Source organism: Methylorubrum populi (assembly GCF_002355515.1).
Taxonomy (GTDB): domain Bacteria; phylum Pseudomonadota; class Alphaproteobacteria; order Rhizobiales; family Beijerinckiaceae; genus Methylobacterium; species Methylobacterium populi_A.
In genome coordinates, this window is the sequence record NZ_AP014811.1 from 45,569 (window position 1) to 59,879 (window position 14,311).

Below are 14,311 nucleotides of genomic sequence, written 5' to 3' on the forward strand. Positions count from 1 at the left end.
CCCTGCTTGGCCGTGACGTAGCGCCCAGTCACCGCGCTGCGGAAGCTGCTTCGGCTGCTGCTGCTCTTCTTTGCCATGGGACTTCTCCGTGCGGGACGATCCCGCACCACCCCAACGGCAGGCTGTCCCAGGCGTTGCCGCCGCATGCGGTTATCCACAAACCATTTGCCACAAATGGCAAAGATTGAAGTGCGAGAGTTACTAGCCCGGCGGGCCCCTGAGGGTATTACGCTCCTGGATCAAACCGGCGTACATGCGGTGAAACCGCTCCTCCTCATCACCTTGAAGAGCCGTATCGGCGATCGAAAAGGCCTGTCCACGGAAGACGTCGAGCAGGCGTAAGCGGTCGGCAGGCAGATCCGGCAGGGCGCGGCCAAGCAGCCACAAGCCAAGCTGGGCGGCCTCATCCCCGAGGGCAGGGGCCTCGGCAAAGTACGGGTAGACGTAGTGAAGGCCCCCGAGACCGTCCTCGATCGACAGGATGTTGTCGACCTTGACCGTCGAAGCCAGCGACAGGACCTCAAAGCGTGTCCGTTGGACCGGACCAAGCCGGAAAGGCTCGTTGGTCCCGCGACGATAGGGGTTCCACCACCCCAGAAAGCCCTCGCGGAGCAGCGGGTACAGCCGGTGCCGGTTCCGGTTGTCGGCCACCCTGCCTGTCGTCGCCTCGTGCAGATCTCGGGTGCCGAAGACGTGCGCCTTGGCATCCGCCCAGAATGGCCCATAGAAGTCACCGCCCTCATCAACGGGTCCGGCGGCACGGGCTCGATCCTGACGAATGATCTCCCGTAGAGCTCCCTGGCGACGGTTGGGACGGGCAAACCCGATCTTCAGCAGCTTGCGCAGCGAAATGCTTTCGAGTGGCAACGGGCCTCTCCACGGCAATTAAGCTGTACAACGTAAAGACGACTCTTACCCTGACAATTACTCTTACGCGTCATCCACCGCCTTTCCTGTTGAAAAGCGCACGGCGACCAGCCCCACGCCTTGCTTTCAGGCCGGCCGTCAGGGGTGGGTGGCCTGACAGCTTTGCTCGGTCAGTACCGAAACGGGTAGGGGCCCAGGAACAGGTCTCCGGACGCCCGTCTGGCGCGGTAGGTGAACCAGCGCTGGCGCAGGTGCTCGGTCCGGTCGTGCAGGATGTGGCAGCGCTGGCAGAGCGCCTTGAGGTTCTTCGGGTCGTTGTTGCCCGGATCGTGATCGAGATGGGCGCAGGCTAGGTAGACCCGGGTGGTCTCGATCACCGTCCCCGCCGGCAGGCATTCCAGCGGGGCCAGCTTGAGCGGACGCCCCTTGCTGCTGCGCCAAGTCTGCCCGGCGGCATCCCACCAGCGACCATCCCCCAGGTGAAACACCAGCTGACCATGGGGCCGGCCACAGCCTTCGCAGTAGCCCTTGGCACGCCCGAACCGGATCACGTCGGACAGCTGTGCCCAGTCGATGGGATAGAAGAAGCGGTTTTCCGGGCGGATCGGCATCGGCTCAGCCCTTCGCCTGCGCCTGGCTGCGCGCGCGTGCCTGCGGAAAGTAGAGGTAGAAGGTCTTGCGGCTGACGCCGAGGCGCTTGGCAATCTCGGCCACTGGGATGGTGCCGGCGGCGAGCATCGCGCGGCCCGCCTCTAGGTCGGCGTCGGTGATCTTGCGCGGACGGCCGCCCTTGCGGCCCCGCGCGACCGCCGCCTTGAGCCCGGCCAGGGTGCGCTCACGGTTCAGGTCGAGGAAGTACTCGGCGATCGTGCCGAGGAAGTTGAACATCATCCGCCCGGTGGCGGTCTCGGTGTCCACCTGCTCGGTCAGCGAGCGCAGCTTGACCCCGCGCTCCTGCAGCATGTGGGCGGTGTCGAGCATTTCGCGGAGGGAGCGGCCAAGGCGGTCGATCTTCCAGACCACCAGCTGATCCTCGGCGCGCAGAAAGTCGAGGGCAGCCTCGAGGGCCGGGCGCTTGGTGCCGGCGCGCCCGCTCTCCTTCTCCTCGAAGATCCGGATGCAGCCAGCGGCCTTCAGGGCATCGCGCTGCAGGTCCAAGTTCTGGTCCTCGGTGGAAACGCGTGCGTAGCCAATCAACATGTTACGATAGTCGCACAACAGCGTTTTCGTGACAATAGAAATAGTTACATATTTAGGTGACACAAACGGCCACGTTTGAGGGGCCCTCGGAGGGGTTTGGGCTGATTGTCACCTAAACGAACGTTTAAGTGACATCTACGGGCAGCCGCTTCCGACCCTGGCTGTGTCAAAACTCCCATGATGGTATCTTTCTCCGGGTCGACCGGAGGCTGGCATGGGACGGTTTGTTGTCGGTGCCGAGCGTGATCAGACGACGCTGTTTCCGCCGTGTCTTGAAGACTGGATCGCCGAGGACAATCCGGTCCGCGTGGTCGATGCCTTCGTGGATGCGCTGGATCTTGGGGCGCTCGGCTTCGCGGGCGTCGATGCGGCACGGACGGGGCGACCGGGCTACCATCCGGCCGCTCTCCTGAAGCTCTACGTCTACGGATACCTCAACCGGGTCCCGTCGAGCCGGCGTCTGGAGCGTGAAGCGGGCCGCAACGTCGAGGTCATGTGGCTGACGGGTCAGCTGTCGCCCGATCACAAGACCATTGCTGAGTTCCGCCGTCAGAACGGACCGGCCATCGGGCGCGTCTGTGCCCGCTTCGTCGGTTTGTGCCGCGAGATGGGCCTGCTGACCGGCACACGCGTCGCGATCGACGGCTCGAAGTTCAAGGCGGTCAACAACCGCGACCGCAACTTCACGCAAGGCAAGCTCGACCGGCGCCGCCAGCAGATCGAGGAGAGCGTGTCGCGCTACCTCTCGCAGCTCGACACGGCCGATCGTCAGGATCCCACACCCGAACTGGCCGCCAAGGTGGTGCGGCTGAAGGAGAAGATCGCCCGCCTCGGGCAGGAGATGGAGCGGTTGGCCGGCCTGGAGGAGCAGATGAAGGCGGCGCCCGACCGGCAGATCTCGCTGACCGATCCCGACGCGCGATCGATGGCAACCAGCGGGCGCGGGTCGGGCGTGGTGGGCTACAACGTCCAGGTGGCGGTCGAGACCGAGCATCATCTGATCGTGGCGCACGCGGTGACCAATGCCGGCTCGGACCGGGCGCAGCTCCGTGGTATGGCAGTACGGGCCAAGCAGGCTCTGGAGACGGACACGCTCGATGCGGTGGCCGACCGGGGCTATTATTCCGGTGAACAGATTCTGGCTTGCGAACGCGCCGGCATCTCGGTCACGCTGCCCCGGCCGATGACCTCGGGCGCCAAGGCCGCCGGCCGCTTCGGCAAGGAGGATTTTCTCTATCGCCCTCAGGAGAATGCCTACCTGTGCCCGGCGGGCGAGACGCTGCCCCACCGATGCACCACGGTGGAGAACGGCCTGACGCTGCATCGGTACTGGACGAACGTGTGCTCGGCCTGCCCGATGAAGGCGGAATGCACGACGGGCAAGGAGCGCCGGGTGACACGTTGGGAGCACGAGGATGTGCTGGAGACGGTGCAGCGCCGATTGGACGCCGATCCGCTGGCCATGCGGGTCCGGCGTGAGACGGTCGAGCATCCTTTCGGTACGCTGAAGGCGCGGATGGGGGCCACGCACTTCCTCACCAAGACCCTGCCGCGCGTCTCGACCGAGATGGCGCTCCATGTCCTCGCCTACAATCTGACGCGGGTTCTCAACATCCTGGGAAGCCGGAAGCTCCTGGCGGCGATCCCCACCTGAGCGGGAGCATGGATCGCTCGCCGAAGAGGCCGGGAAACCGTCCAGGAGGCGCTTTCAATCAAAAACTGGTCGTCTCCCGACCGCAAAAACCCGTTCGACGCGATGAACAGCCCATTCTCAAGAGACCGGGACGTCACCCGACCGCAAAGTCCCAATCCCAGAGTTTTGACACGGCCTGGACCCTGAGCAGACGCAGGCGGTGCTGCCCCGCCCGTGCCGCGCGTGGTAGGCCGAACCAATGAGCGACATCGACCTCCACGCCCTCTGCCAGCACTATGGGCGCGTGTTCACCGACTGCGCGTTGGTGGTCCCGGGCGCGAACCGAACCTATCGTCTCACCTCGGACGACAATACCTACTATCTGCGCCTCTACCGGCCCACGGGGCGATCCGCAGCCGAGATCGCGTTCGAGATGCGTCTGCTGCACGAGGCCCGGCAGACGCCGGGCATCGACGTGGCGCGACCGATCCCAACTGCCGATGGCGCGGATTGCGCGCGCTTGCTGTTTGACGGGGTAGATCGCGTCGTCGGCCTGTTCCACGCTCTCAACGGTCGGCCGATCGCCGCCGAGCCGGAAGACGTAGCGCTGTTCGGCTCGGCGCTGGCGCGGCTGCACGGGGCTCTCGCCGGGATTGAGGCCGGCAGTGCGCGTCCGCTTGATCCAGCAACGCTGTGCGCGCACTCCGACGTGTCGTTAGCGCGCATCTCCGGCAGCGAGACCGTGCGGCGTGCCCTGGATCGATGCCGGGTGGAGATGCTGGGCGATCCTGCGACGCACGATCTCCCGTCGGGAAACTGTCACGGGGACGCCCGACTGGCCAACGCCATCGCGCGGGACAGCACGATCGGCTTCTTCGACTTCGATGATTGCGGCCGCGGCCCCTACGTGCTCGATCTTGGGACTGCGGCTTGGCATTTCGTGCGCGGTGATCCGGCGAAGACGGCGGTGCTCATCGCCGCGCTGCTGGCGGGCTACGAACGCGTGCGCCCGCTGTCTGTGACGGAGCGGCGAGCCCTGCCGCATTTCGTCAAGCTAGCCGAAATGCGTGCGCTGCTGTTCCTGGCGGAGTTCTGCATCCTTGCGGACGATCTATGGCCGCACGTGCTCGACCACGCGACGGCCGTGCTGGATAGCGAGTTGAGGTTCTGACGCCGCACGGCTTACGCGATCGTCGGCTTTCCACCGAGGCTGTGTGAAAACGAAGACACGCTGCGAGACCGTAGAACAATCTTCTGCTTGACGAGGAGTCCAACTCGCAAGGCAGTCATGCTGATGGCGGCAATGCGTCCTTTTCGACGCTTCACACAGCGCCTTGGGGAATAACCTTCTGCCGCAACCGATACCTCTCACGTTTTCACACGGCCTCCACCCGTTGCGGACCGGCGAGGAAGGTGTCCTCCGCTGGAGGGACCTTCCTAGCGGGCTAATGCTACCGCATCGCGAATTTGCGCAACGAGAAACGTCTCTGCCCGCTGCCATGCTTCATCCGTGTCGCCACGGAAGTTGAGGTCGCGGGCGAGAACGTCCCGGCCGGTCCGGGCATCCACCAGCCTTGCCCAGAGTTGTAGGATCAGCGTGCTGCTCTTGTGCACGACACCGACGAAGATCAGCTCGGCTCCTTCCTCCCGCGCAGCGCGCAGCAAGCATTCGGCTTCGCCGGATGGACAGCTCCTCAGCAAGTGGTCGGCCGACACGGCCGTGGCCTGAAACAGGCCGGAGCGGGTCAGATCGATAGCGAGGCTGTCCGCCATACGGGCCAATCGGGCAGCGTGTTGGGCCGACTGGTCAGTCGGCTCGTTCGACGTGTCGAGCAATTTGAGGGGAAGCACGGACAGCGGGATCGGCCGACGTTCGGCCGAGCCGGCTGGAGACGGGGCAAGCGCTGCGAGCAGCAGTCCGATCGCACTGATCTGCGGAAGCAGTCGCTTGCCAGGCAGCATGCAAGCAAGGACATCCAGCCGCGCCATAGTGTTTCGGCCGATCATCGGGAGAAATGAGGATCCCTGGAGCATCAGGCGGCTCGCGATATTTGCGCCTCATAGAGCGCCTTGAACTCCGGAATGCCGAAGGTTGCTACGACCGCGTGGTGCTCGTCGAGGATCTCGTAGACGGGGCCGGCAATGTCCCGGTTCGTGAAATAGACGATCACGTCCTGATCACCGCCGCCTTCGGTGTGGGGCTCCCCTCCGGCACGGCCCGCCACATAGCTGCCGACTGGGCGGCTCTCCTTCAGTTCGCCATTTGGCCGGTAGATCCTCAATTCACCCTGCAGGACGAGCGTCCGGTAGGCCGCACCATGCCGATGCAGCGCGATCCGCTCGTTCGCCGCAAACTTGAACAGCAGGTCGACGATCCTTGCGTCCTCGTCGACGCTTAGGATGTGGTAGGCGGCGTGATCGAAGCCCTCGATGGTCTGCCACGTAATGTTGGTGTCATCGAATGGGAGCGTTGCCATGGCGTCCTCCGGATGCATCTTGGCCGCGTCCTGGCATGGGCGCCTGCGAGCTTGATGATCCCCCAGCGCGACCGTCCGTGCAGCCCGACAAGCTTAGAAGTAAGCGGGGTATGCAGTCCGCGCTTGCCATTTGGTGCCAACGCGTCGACCCTCTTCCGGGGGAATGCTTATGCCGTCGCAGGGCCTCACCAGAGCACGCACGATGGGGCCGATCGCCGAGGCGGTGACGGCAGCTGGTGGCTCGCTCAGGCGGGTGTTCGGCCGGGCCCAGATGCCGCTGACACTCCTGGACACCCCCGACCGGCTGATCCTCTTGCGCGACCAGCTCAAGCTCGTCGAGGCAGCGATCCGTGAGATCGGCGATCCAGCCCTTCCTGCCCGCCTCTCCATGCAAACCGGCATTGCCGGACTCGGGCCGATCGGCCTCCAAGTACAGTCCGCAGAAACGCTTCAGGCAGCAGTGGCTCGGGTCAGGAGCGTGATGCCGTGCTTGCTCCAGACAGCGACTTCAACAGGCCTGTATCGGCAGGGCGCACAAGCGTTCTACGGCTACGCGGTCACCGAGCGCATCGAGAGCGGACGTCAGGCGAACGAGATCCTGGCGCTCGGTTATCTGCTCGGTACGGTACGTCACTTTCTCGGACCGACTTGGAGACCAGCCCGGGGCGTGGTGACGGGAGCGAGCCTAGGGGCACGTGAGGAGATTGAGACTCTGCTCGGCTGCGAGATCACGCTTGGATCACGGGCCGGCCTGGTCTTCTCCTCGCATTGTCTCCTGATCCCGAACCCCAAGCGCTACGACCCGGTCACCACGGAAGCAGCCGACAACGAACCAATCGGTGATGATATCGCGGCTTGCGTGGCCCACATGATCGAGCTCGGCCTGGACGAGGCGCGCCCCTCCATCGACGGGATCGCCCGTCGCCTCGGCATGTCGCGTCGAACCCTCCAACGCCGGCTGGAGGAGGCGGGCACGCGCTATGCAGACATCCAGCGTGCCGTGCTGGTGCGCCGCGCCAAGGCGCTGCTGTCAGGAGAGGCGTTATCCATAGGTCGGATAGCGATCGAACTCGGGTATGCGGACGCAGCCCATTTTACGCGAGCATTTCTGGAATGGACCGGTGTGACGCCGAGCCAATGGCGTCGAAGCTTCAGCGAGCCATCTTGAAGCGTGGCTGATGTGAGCGCGGCACCAAGGACCGCTATCCACCCCGAGTGGTCTTCTGATTGTGCGATCATGCATGTGAGAAAAACGTTCGTTTTCCGTACAACGGTGATCGCACAATCAGAGGTCAACTCGAGATGAATTGCAGACCTTGGATGCAGCATAGATTGAGTAAACGACGTTGATGGATGTTAATCAGGGCGAGTCATCAAGGTCATCCACGCAGCGAAAGCTGGGTGTCCACACGATCTTTCGACCTTGGCGGCATCGTTATCTGGCACTTCTCCTTACATCATTCGGTCACGCAAGTGCGCCAATCTCCACAGGCACGCTGTCGAATATGTATCCCCGCACATGGAGAATATCCGCATGACATCAATTTCCAGCAATTACAGCAGACCAGCGGAAGAGAAGCGGTCATATGGATCGATAGAAGAGCATAAACAGACTGGTCCGACAGATGAAAGCGCGGCCAGCAAGCACACGTTTATTGCTCTAACCAATGCCGTCCGTGTTTTTGAGTTGTCGCTGGATCACATGCACGAAATCGGAGCGTATTTCGTCTCTGATGCAGGGGGTCGAACGTTCCATGTGAGGCGTATAAGCCAATCTGGCAGCCTGATCATATTCGAGGGTATGTTCGATGGCCACCCAATCCACCTGGTGAAACATTATACGCAGGTCAACATAGCTTTGACTGCTTTACCAAAAATAAGCGCGGAGCCAGTACGTATTGGATTTGTTGTGGGTAACTAATATTTTTCAAGAAATCTACAACGCTCCAAAAACTATGGCTGAAATGTAAATATTATAGACTTCTGCAGAAGCGGAGTGTTGGACGCCATGTTGCGCTACGTTGCCGTTAAAACAAACATGCTTTCGTCATAAGACAACCACATCAGGTTAGAGATACCTGACAGTAGTGGTTCTATGTGAAAGTTTTGACTGCCCGAGCGATAACAATTTCCTCATTCGTTGGTATGACGAGCACGTGGGTCCGGCTGAATGATCCGTTGATGCGCCGCTCGTTCGCCTTGTTGCGCTCGCGGTCGAGCTCGATCCCGATCCAGTCCAGCCCTTCGCAAACCCGTTCACGGATGTAGCGAGAATTCTCACCGATGCCACCGCAGAACACCAGGGCATCAATACCACCGAGTGCCGCGGCCAAGCCGCCGAGTTCCCGCCGGATACGGAAGACGAAATAGTCGATCGCTTCCATCGCCTCGGGCGTTGCAGCCGCCTCCAGCGTGCGCATATCGTTCGACAACCCCGAGAGGCCGAGGAGGCCGGACTTGCTGTAGAACAGCTCGCGCACCTCATCGATCGTCTTCCCCTCCTGCTGCACGAGGTAGAAGACGACACCCGGATCGATCTGACCGCAGCGTGTTCCCATCGGCAGGCCGTCAAGCGCCGTGAACCCCATGGTAGAGGCGATGGAGCGACCACCGAGCATAGCGCACATCGAGGCGCCATTGCCGAGATGCGCAACGACGACGCGACCGTCATAGAGCAACGGAGCAATGCGCTTCAGCTCGCCCGCGATGTACTCGTAGCTCAGCCCATGGAAGCCGTACCGACGCACACCCTTGTCGTAATACTCGCGCGGCAGGGCAAAAACGTCGTTCACCTTGGGCTGGTGCCGGTGGAATGCCGTGTCGAAGCAGGCAACCTGGATCGCTTCGGGAAAGGCCGTCAGTGCTGCCTCGATGCCGGCGATGTTGTGCGGTTGGTGGAGTGGGGCGAACGACGACAACGCGCGCAACTCATCGAGCATCGCGCGTGTGACCAGCACGGGCACGGCATAATGCGGTCCGCCATGAACAACGCGGTGCCCGACGGCCGTCACGTTCAACTCGCCGAGATGCTCCTGCAGGAACGTGAGCACGATATCGAGTGTACTCGTGGGAGCATCCGTCTCCCGAGCATCGAGATCACGGCTCTCGAACAGCTCGCCTCCGGCCTTCATCTTGATGCGCGGTCGGTCGCCGATCCGTTCGATCAGGCCGGTGGCGAGCTCCTCGGGCTCGCCCCGTGCGATATCGTAGACAGCGAATTTCAGTGAGGAGGAGCCTGCGTTGAGCGTCAGGGCAATCGATCGGCTCACTGCTGCGCAAGCTCCGCTACCGTGTTAGAGGAGACGCGCGCGTGATGTACCGCGGCGACCGCACAGGAGGCCAAGCGCGCCTTCTCGCCGTCGGCCCGCGACGTCATGATGATCGGCACCTTCGCGCCCATGACGAGCCCCGCCCCCTCAGCTTTCGAGATGTAGGTGAGCTGCTTGGCGAGCATGTTGCCGGCGTCGAGCCCCGGCACCACCAACACCTCGGCCTGACCAGCGACGACACTTGAGATGCCCTTGGTTCGCGCAGCCTTGAGGTCGAGCGCGTTGTCCATGGCCAGTGGCCCATCGACGATCCCACCCTTGATCTGACCGCGCTCAGCCATCTTGGACAGCAGCGCCGCATCAACGGAGGAAGGGATTGCCGGATTGACCGTCTCGACCGCCGAGAGAATACCGACCTTCGGCTCGGGGATCCCGAGTGAGACGGCGAGATCGATCGCGTTCTGCACGATATCGACCTTGGTCATGAGGTCCGGGGTGATGTTGATCGCGGCATCGGTGACGAGCAGCGGGTGGGTGAGCCCTGGAACGTCCATGACGAAGACGTGTGTCAGGCGCCGACCGCGACGCAGGCCGTTGTCTTTGCGCAATGCGGCGCGCAGGAGATCGTCGGTGTGGAGGTGCCCCTTCATCAGCGCCTGGGCACGACCTGCAGCGATGAGGTCGACGGCCTTGTTCGCGGCTGCGATGTGCCAGCTGGTGTCGACGATCTCGACCTGGGTGATGCTTCTGCCGATCTCACGCGCTGCCGCCTCGATCCTGGTCCGATCGCCGACGAAGATGGGGGTGATCAGATGATGCTCGGCCGCGAGCAGCGCGCCGCCCAGCGAGTTCGGCTCCTCCGGTGCGACGACGGCAACGGTGAGCGGCGGCAGCACCCGGGCGCGCTCGAGCAGGGCATCGAAATGCCTGTGGCGCTGGACCACCAGCCCCGGGAGATCGAGATCGTCAAAGCTGAGCTTTACCGAGGGCGCCTGAACCAACGCCTCGCCGCGCACCAGCGTCGCCCTATCCGAGGGTCGCTCGACGATGGTCGCAAGCCGAACCCTGCCATCGTCGTGCTTCTCGAGCACGGTGACGCGGGCGACGAGGTCGTCGCCCGCGCGGGCATGGCCCAAGAACTGCAGATCTTGCGCGCGATAGAGCGTGCCGGGCCCGGGCAAGATGTTGCCGAGCACCGCCGAGATCAACGAGCCGACCCACATCGCTGGTGCGATCGGCTCGTCTTTCACACCATCGCCATCATGGTCGTGTTCGGGCAGGTGCATCGGATTATGGTTGCCCGATGCGGTGGCGAAGACGAAGAAGTCATCCGCCGTGCAGGTCCGCATCAACTCGGCCGAGTCGCCCGGCCGGATCTCTGCGAAAGTCCTGTTCTCGCGGTTCATTCAGCGGCGGCTCCAGTCTGGGACGCGGTCTGTCGATTATCCGCTCGAGCCCAGCCAGCCAGCTGATCAGGCGGCTCATCCCTGCCGTCCAATGGGTTGTCGAGCACGTCCTCGTTGATCGGCGGCACCTCAAGTACCGCGTGGAGCCGCTGGAGCAGGCTGAGGGTGGTCGGCGCCATCTCACTGAGCCGCCCCGGGATGTAATGCACGAGCCTCAGCGCGAGCTCACGCTCCGCATGGCTCGGCAGCAGATCCAGAAGCGTCTCGATCGCCTCGGTGGGCGCAAAGCGCACGATCAGGGTCTGCTCGTGAATGATCCGTGCTCGCTCGGCGGTGGTCAGCGAGCGGAACGGCTCGTTGTCGACGAGCATCTGAGCCGATCGCTCAAGCCTGTCGCGCCGGACGCTTCCCGCCGACTGTGCCAACAGGACGAGCATGCGAACGACCGCCTCGACAAATCCGCCAGCCCGCAGGTGACCGAGCGCGATCGCCACCTCGGGCAGCGCGCGCAGCTCCGCCGCGCTCTCGAGCGTACGATGGAGATCATGTGGCTTGCCGTAGTTCTGCGCCCAAGGCGAGTGCCACAGCGAGAAGAACATCTGCTCGTAGGCCATGTCGCGCATATCGCGGAAGAGATCGAGCGACTGAGCGAACATGTCCGCCATCATAGCCTCGGCCGAGGCGAACGGATTGCCTACCGGGAGCTCGCGTCGGCTGGGCTTGACCACGTCGGCCATCATGCGGAGCGGGGCTGCCAACGGGTTCTGCGTCGACATCATCCGACGCTGCAGTCGCAGGGGGTGCAGCGCGCGGCTCGCTTCGGCCATCGGGGCCGTGACCATCGCCTTGACGAGGGGCCGGACCAGGACATCGTAGGCCTCCGCCTGCGCGGTGGAAAAGCGGTCCACGGCGGCGAAGGGCCTTTCGTCGACACGACCATCATCGATCCGACGCACATCGTCGAGTGTTCGCTCGTAGAACGCAACCGTGAACTGTCGGTCGATCCCGTCTCCTTGCGCCGCCTCGATCTTCATCTCGTAGAGGCCCGGCGGCAGGCTCTCGATCGTTCGCATGACCGAGCTGACCTCGGTGTGCTCCTTCTTGGCGATTTTGGCCGAGACGAAGATGCCGAGGTGGCCGATCTCGTCATTGAGCATATAGATGATGCGCTGGCCATGGATGCGCATCTCATCGACGTCGGCGTAGGTATCGACAAGCCAGTTAAGCGCCTGCTGCGGCGGGGTGATATTGTCTCCGAAACTCGAGAACACAATGATAGGCGCACGTATGCCTTTAAGATCAATGGGCCGACCTGGCTCAAGCTGCGCAGTATTCTTGACGAGCTTGTTGCCGACGAAAAGCTGCTCGACAATCCAGCAGATCTCTGGCTCGTTCATAAGAAACATGCCGCCCCACCACTTCTCGAACTCGAGGAAGCGCTCGCGGCCGATGTCGATACTGGTGAAAAGATCGTAGTATTTTACGAAGTAATGACGACTGGGATTGAGCAGCTCGAAATTGTTCACGAGGTGCGCCCCATCGAACACCCCACCGCCGATATCCGACCAGAACATCGACTGCCAGGTTCCACCGATAAGACCGGCTTTGTAGCGCATCGGGTTGGTGCCGACCTCACCGGACCAGGCTGCTACCGGGGCACCATTGAGCACGACCGGGCCGCTGAGGTCGGGATTGGTCGCTGCAAGCAGCAGCGCAGCCCAGCCGCCCTGGCAATTGCCGATGATGGCTGGCATCGGGCTCTCGGGATGACGCCGCACGACCTCACGGACGAACGCCGCCTCTGCTCGGGCCACATCGGCCAACGTCTGCCCGCTCTCCGGATCACGGCGGAAGCCTACGAAGTAAACCGGGTTGCCACGCGCGAGCGCCACACCGACCTGGCTGTCGAACTTGAAGCCACCGATGCCGGCGCCGTGCCCCGCCCGCGGATCGATGATGACATAGGGACGCTTGCTGTCCGCTACAGTGACGCCAGCGGGTGGCACGATGCGCAGCAGCATGTAGTTGCAGGGCCGCGGTAAATCACGGCCATCCATCACCACCTCGTAGTCGTAGATCAGCACGGGAGGGCAACCAGCGCCCTCATGTGCGATGAAGATGTCCCCACGCTCACGCAGCGCGTCGAGGGTGAGGACGGTCCGCTCGGCGCGATCGTGTAGATATGCAGCCCAATCCTGAGACAGCGACCCAGTCATCGCGGAGTTCACCATCCCTTCGAAGCCGATGTTCAGGCGCTCGAGGTTTTTCAGGCTTCGCTTGTTTTGCGCGTTTGAGATCGCCGACCATTGCCGCGAGGCGGCACGCAACAGAAGCTCGCTCGCAGCTGCGCCTTGGGCGAAATACTCCATCATCTCCTCACGTCGCACAACGGGACCTTGCAGAAAGACGTCGCGCCGGGCGCCGGCCAAGGAAGACGCGAGGGCCGTCGGCTGCAGCTCGTCCATGGCGCTCCCCGACTTCATCCAACGATGCTGTAGCCCCCATCGATCAGGTGAATGCCACCGGTGACGTTGGCTGCTTCCCTGCTCGCTAGGAAGGCGGCATAGGCACCAACGTCGTCGATGGTCGCGAGCATGTGGGTGGGCGCCTGCTCGGCTGCGTTGTTGAGAAGCTTGTCGAACTCCGCGATGCCAGATGCTGCGCGGGTTTTGAGTGGCCCGGGCGACAGCGCGTGGACCGAGATACCTTTCGGGCCGAGCTCTGCGGCGGTGTAGCGTACGACAGCCTCCAGGGCGGCTTTGACCGGCCCCATGATGTTGTAGTGCTCCACGACCTTCTCGGAGCCGTAGAAGCTCACCGTCATGCAGGTCCCGCCACGCTCCATCAGCGGCTCCGCGCGCTGGAGCATGCGCAAGAAGGAGTGCACGGAGACATCCATCGCCTGTGCAAAGCCTTCCGCCGAGCAGTCCACCACCCGTCCATGCAGATCGTCCCGGGGGCAGAACGCAATCGAGTGCAGGAGAGTGTCGAGGCGCCCCCACCGCGCTGTGATCTCCTCGAACAGCGCGTCCATCTGCCTTGGCTGGCTGACGTCCAATGGCATGACGATCTGCGCGTCAAGCTGCTCCGCCAGCGGGCGGACGTACGCCTCGGCCTTCTCGTTGAGGTACGTGATCGCCAAGTCGGCGCCCTGTTGGCGAAGCGCCTTGGCGCACCCCCAGGCAATCGACTGATCGTTCGCCACCCCGACGACGAGTGCACGACTTCCCTTCAATGAGAACACACCATCCTCCGCCAAGCGTGGCCCTTTTGGGCCCCGGCTTTCCATGGCACTGCAACATAACTGCGTGAAGCTTGCGCGACGCAGCAAAGGCAGAGGGATCAAGACGAGGAGGGGGCTTGGCCCTCAAAGCCACCTCTTGAGCCACGAAGGCACCGGCTGAGGCGTGCTATGAACCGCCAGGTCACATAACTTTTTGAAACTCTAAGGTGGCTGGC

13 protein-coding genes are annotated in these 14,311 nt (G+C 63.1%); 4 read left to right on the forward strand and 9 right to left on the reverse strand.

From position 1 onward, the window contains the following. Window positions 1-201 precede the first annotated feature (201 nt). The 3 genes from MPPM_RS27090 to MPPM_RS27100 all read right to left on the reverse strand — a co-directional run bounded on the left by MPPM_RS27090 (window position 202) and on the right by MPPM_RS27100 (window position 2,067). On the reverse strand, window positions 202-867 hold the full coding sequence (locus MPPM_RS27090) for a hypothetical protein (RefSeq protein ID WP_041359196.1): 666 nt from the start codon (window positions 865-867) through the stop codon (window positions 202-204). 170 nt (window positions 868-1,037) lie between these two features. Continuing rightward, complete coding sequence (locus MPPM_RS27095; protein WP_012779277.1) at window positions 1,038-1,478, reverse strand: hypothetical protein; 441 nt, start codon at window positions 1,476-1,478, stop codon at window positions 1,038-1,040. Between the two features lie 4 nt (window positions 1,479-1,482). Beyond that, window positions 1,483-2,067, reverse strand: coding sequence for a recombinase family protein (locus MPPM_RS27100; RefSeq protein WP_041359194.1), 585 nt, complete (start codon window positions 2,065-2,067; stop codon window positions 1,483-1,485). Window positions 2,068-2,281: 214 nt separating this feature from the next. Between MPPM_RS27100 and MPPM_RS27105 the strand changes: the two genes are divergently transcribed. Together MPPM_RS27105 and MPPM_RS27110 are read left to right on the forward strand one after the other, a co-directional pair. After that, window positions 2,282-3,721 carry an IS1182 family transposase gene (locus MPPM_RS27105; protein ID WP_096486419.1) on the forward strand — a complete coding sequence of 480 codons (1,440 nt, stop codon included), beginning with the start codon at window positions 2,282-2,284 and terminating at the stop codon, window positions 3,719-3,721. 238 nt (window positions 3,722-3,959) lie between these two features. Next, the gene (locus tag MPPM_RS27110; protein ID WP_012779275.1) at window positions 3,960-4,871 is read left to right on the forward strand and encodes a homoserine kinase; all 912 of its coding nucleotides are present in this window, start codon (window positions 3,960-3,962) and stop codon (window positions 4,869-4,871) included. 266 nt (window positions 4,872-5,137) lie between these two features. Here MPPM_RS27110 and MPPM_RS27115 read toward each other — a convergent pair whose 3' ends face one another. Next, on the reverse strand, window positions 5,138-5,734 hold the full coding sequence (locus MPPM_RS27115; RefSeq protein WP_012779274.1) for a DUF2380 domain-containing protein: 597 nt from the start codon (window positions 5,732-5,734) through the stop codon (window positions 5,138-5,140). Next, window positions 5,734-6,195 (reverse strand): cupin domain-containing protein, encoded by a 462-nt coding sequence (locus MPPM_RS27120; protein WP_012779273.1) that lies wholly within the window; start codon window positions 6,193-6,195, stop codon window positions 5,734-5,736. The genes MPPM_RS27115 and MPPM_RS27120 overlap by 1 nt, the downstream gene beginning before the upstream one ends. Before the next feature lie 184 nt (window positions 6,196-6,379). Here MPPM_RS27120 and MPPM_RS27125 point away from each other — a divergent pair, with 184 nt between their 5' ends. Together MPPM_RS27125 and MPPM_RS28335 are read left to right on the forward strand one after the other, a co-directional pair. Beyond that, window positions 6,380-7,345, forward strand: coding sequence for an AraC family transcriptional regulator (locus MPPM_RS27125; protein ID WP_244414150.1), 966 nt, complete (start codon window positions 6,380-6,382; stop codon window positions 7,343-7,345). Between the two features lie 366 nt (window positions 7,346-7,711). After that, window positions 7,712-8,098, forward strand: coding sequence for a hypothetical protein (locus tag MPPM_RS28335; RefSeq protein ID WP_133091956.1), 387 nt, complete (start codon window positions 7,712-7,714; stop codon window positions 8,096-8,098). A 172-nt stretch (window positions 8,099-8,270) separates the two neighbouring features. Here MPPM_RS28335 and MPPM_RS27130 read toward each other — a convergent pair whose 3' ends face one another. The 4 genes from MPPM_RS27130 to fabI are packed head-to-tail and all read right to left on the reverse strand — an operon-like array spanning window position 8,271 to window position 14,096. Next, the gene (locus MPPM_RS27130) at window positions 8,271-9,446 is read right to left on the reverse strand and encodes an acetate/propionate family kinase (protein ID WP_012779271.1); all 1,176 of its coding nucleotides are present in this window, start codon (window positions 9,444-9,446) and stop codon (window positions 8,271-8,273) included. Continuing rightward, complete coding sequence (locus MPPM_RS27135) at window positions 9,443-10,852, reverse strand: bifunctional enoyl-CoA hydratase/phosphate acetyltransferase (protein WP_041359192.1); 1,410 nt, start codon at window positions 10,850-10,852, stop codon at window positions 9,443-9,445. Before MPPM_RS27135 ends, MPPM_RS27130 begins: the two co-directional genes overlap by 4 nt. Beyond that, window positions 10,849-13,317: a DUF3141 domain-containing protein gene (locus MPPM_RS27140; protein WP_111772160.1), complete on the reverse strand. Its 2,469-nt coding sequence runs from the start codon at window positions 13,315-13,317 to the stop codon at window positions 10,849-10,851. The genes MPPM_RS27135 and MPPM_RS27140 overlap by 4 nt, the downstream gene beginning before the upstream one ends. A 14-nt stretch (window positions 13,318-13,331) precedes the next feature. Further along, complete coding sequence (gene fabI, locus MPPM_RS27145) at window positions 13,332-14,096, reverse strand: enoyl-ACP reductase FabI (protein ID WP_041359224.1); 765 nt, start codon at window positions 14,094-14,096, stop codon at window positions 13,332-13,334. Between the last annotated feature and the right edge of the window lie 215 nt (window positions 14,097-14,311).

What these genes read in the sequence shown, in the direction of transcription:
- MPPM_RS27095 (WP_012779277.1), bottom strand. Translation starts at nt 1,478, where the DNA reads ATGCCGATCCGCCCGGAAAACCGCTTCTTCTATCCCATCGACTGGGCA.
- MPPM_RS27100 (WP_041359194.1), bottom strand. Translation starts at nt 2,067, where the DNA reads ATGTTGATTGGCTACGCACGCGTTTCCACCGAGGACCAGAACTTGGAC.
- MPPM_RS27105 (WP_096486419.1), top strand. Translation starts at nt 2,282, where the DNA reads ATGGGACGGTTTGTTGTCGGTGCCGAGCGTGATCAGACGACGCTGTTT.
- MPPM_RS27110 (WP_012779275.1), top strand. Translation starts at nt 3,960, where the DNA reads ATGAGCGACATCGACCTCCACGCCCTCTGCCAGCACTATGGGCGCGTG.
- MPPM_RS27115 (WP_012779274.1), bottom strand. Translation starts at nt 5,734, where the DNA reads ATGCTCCAGGGATCCTCATTTCTCCCGATGATCGGCCGAAACACTATG.
- MPPM_RS27120 (WP_012779273.1), bottom strand. Translation starts at nt 6,195, where the DNA reads ATGCATCCGGAGGACGCCATGGCAACGCTCCCATTCGATGACACCAAC.
- MPPM_RS27125 (WP_244414150.1), top strand. Translation starts at nt 6,380, where the DNA reads ATGGGGCCGATCGCCGAGGCGGTGACGGCAGCTGGTGGCTCGCTCAGG.
- MPPM_RS28335 (WP_133091956.1), top strand. Translation starts at nt 7,712, where the DNA reads ATGACATCAATTTCCAGCAATTACAGCAGACCAGCGGAAGAGAAGCGG.
- MPPM_RS27135 (WP_041359192.1), bottom strand. Translation starts at nt 10,852, where the DNA reads ATGAACCGCGAGAACAGGACTTTCGCAGAGATCCGGCCGGGCGACTCG.
- MPPM_RS27140 (WP_111772160.1), bottom strand. Translation starts at nt 13,317, where the DNA reads ATGGACGAGCTGCAGCCGACGGCCCTCGCGTCTTCCTTGGCCGGCGCC.